Source organism: Candidatus Frankia nodulisporulans (genome assembly GCF_902806475.1).
Classification (GTDB): domain Bacteria; phylum Actinomycetota; class Actinomycetes; order Frankiales; family Frankiaceae; genus Frankia; species Frankia umida.
Window position 1 is genome coordinate 1 of sequence record NZ_CADCWS010000420.1, and the last position, 2,217, is coordinate 2,217.

General features: G+C 69.1%; 2 protein-coding genes. One reads left to right on the forward strand and one right to left on the reverse strand.

Annotation, left to right across the window (positions count from 1 at the left end):
- A partial coding sequence (locus G6R24_RS23055; RefSeq protein ID WP_225438865.1) for a hypothetical protein occupies window positions 1–396 on the forward strand: 396 nt, incomplete at its 5' end.
- Window positions 397–749: 353 nt separating this feature from the next.
- Here the strand turns inward: G6R24_RS23055 and G6R24_RS20415 are convergent.
- A complete protein-coding gene (locus tag G6R24_RS20415; protein ID WP_163550757.1) occupies window positions 750–2,066 on the reverse strand; it encodes a cytochrome P450 in 1,317 nt (438 codons plus the stop codon).
- Window positions 2,067–2,217 lie beyond the last annotated feature (151 nt).

Below are 2,217 nucleotides of genomic sequence, written 5' to 3' on the forward strand. Positions count from 1 at the left end.
CCGATCCATGATCAGGAGCCCCCGGTCGTCGCGTGGGTGCTGCCGCTGTCGCCGGTGGAGCCGGTCAACAACCCGTTGGAGTCCGTGGTGGATCCGCTCGACGTCGTGTCCGTACTCGTGCCCGAGCTCGAGCTGGTGGTGTCCGAGGTCGTGGTGCTGGCACCGGTGTTCACGGTGGAATCGCTGGCGGAGTTCGAGGTCTCCGCGTCGGTGGCGGTGGCGGTGGAATGCTCGTGCGCCAGCACGCCGAATCCGATCATGCCCGCGGTCGCGAGGGCGGCTATTCCCGCCGTGATCGGACCCGTCTGCCGCAGCCCCTGTTCTCGTGTGGCCACCGCGTCCCTCCCAGCCTCGGCGCTCCCGAACGGAGTGCACGATGACCACACTGGGAGGTGATGCTGTGAGCCTGCTGTGCGGTGGCTTTCCCTCTCCCATGCGTCATCCCACGCACCGCCTGCCACCCCTGTGCGGCTGGCCGAGTGCGGGGTGCGCCACCGAAGAACGTCGAAACCACGACCATGGACCACGCTCGGTGAACAAGGTCCCGGCGTGGTGGGCTGGCGGGCGGGAACGTGACGGCTACACGGGTCGTCGTGGGGGTGTTCGTGTCCGATTTGCCCCCCACGGCGACCCGTGTAGCTCCGGTCCCGGCGCGACGTGGACGTACCGGGCGGCCTGCCGGTTACCCCCTGTGCGACTGGACCGGGAGGTGATCAGGGCTGCGGGAGGCGGGCTGTCAGGTGACGGGGCTACCAGGTGACGGGGAGAGCCTCGGGACGTCCGATGGGGGCCTTGACCTCGTAGCGCAGGTCGGCGGCGGGGACGGCCAGTCGCAGGTCGGGGACCTTCTCGATCAGGGCGGTCAGCAGCTCGGTGAGTTCCACCCGGGCCAGGTGGGCGCCGATGCAGTGGTGCGGGCCGTGACCGAAGGTGAGGTTGGGGACGGGGGTGCGGGTGAGGTCGAGGCGGTCGGGATCGGGGAAGACGGCGGGGTCGCGGCTCATGGCCGCGAGCGGGACGACGACGACCTCGCCGGCGCGGACGACGAAGTCGCCGAGGTCGACGTCCTCGGTGGCGACACGGGGGAACGTCATCGACAGCGGGTGGTAGCGCAACAGTTCCTCGACGGCATCGGGCATCCCGTCCGGGTTCGCCACCAGCCATTCCCATTGGGATCGGTCGTCCAACAGTGTGGTGAGGACGTTGCTCATCACGCCGGCCGTCGTCTCGAAGCCGCCGATCAGCAGTGTCATGGTGAGCGAGTGCAGTTCGGTCTCGGTCAGCGGCACGTCGCCCGCCTCCGGCGACGTTTCTCCCGCGGAGGTGGACGCATCACGGAGGGATTCTTCGTAGGCGTCCAGGATGACGTCAAGAAGGCCCTGTGGCTCGGCGCTTTCGACACCGTTGTGTAGGCCGTCGGTGGATGCGGAGACAGTGGTGGACCGGGCTGCGCGACGGGTACGGACGAGGTTTCCCAGATAGCCGTAGAGGGCGCCGAGTCCGGCGGCGGCGGCCTGCGGGTCGAGGTGGAAGCGGAACAGGGACTCGCTCCACGTGCGGACCTTCTCCCGGTCGAGGTCGGGGACGCCAAGCAGATGGCAGATGACCTCGATGGGCAGGTGGAAGGCCAGCGGGCGCAGGTCAGCGGGGGTGTCGGCGGCGAGCATCGCGTCGATCCGCGCATGGGCGGTGGCGCGGACGAACGGGCGCATCCGTTCGATCCGGCGGTGCGCGAAGCCGGCGTTGACCAGGCGACGAATGCGGGTGTGCGCGGGTGGGTCGAGCCACAGCAGCGAATTGGGGTCGGGGATCTGCCCGGCGGTCAGCGGGGGGTTGAAGTCGAGGGTTCTGGTCCGGGAGAACCGGGGGTCGGCGAGCATCGCGCGGGCCGCCGCGGTGCGCACGATCAGCCAGATGGGCAGCTGGGACGGGCCGAAACGGACGCGGGTGGCGGGGCCCTGGCGGGCGAGTTCGGCGATGCGGGTGGAGGTGTGCGGAAGAAACGTGTCCGGAAACGGGAAGGACGGAATGTCCTGTGCGTTCTGCACAGTTTCGGTGACCGACATCGGGGTCGGAGTTCCCTTCGGGGCCGTGGGGGCGGAGAACCGAACCGGGAGCGAACCGGGAGCGGAACGGGAAACGCGGTGCCGTCCGATCGAGCGCCATCCTCACATGTGCCGTTGGCGTCAGGTTGCGAGAATCGAACGATTGGACATC

Coding starts and splice junctions, on each gene's coding strand:
- G6R24_RS20415 (WP_163550757.1), bottom strand. CDS start 2,066: ATGTCGGTCACCGAAACTGTGCAGAACGCACAGGACATTCCGTCCTTC.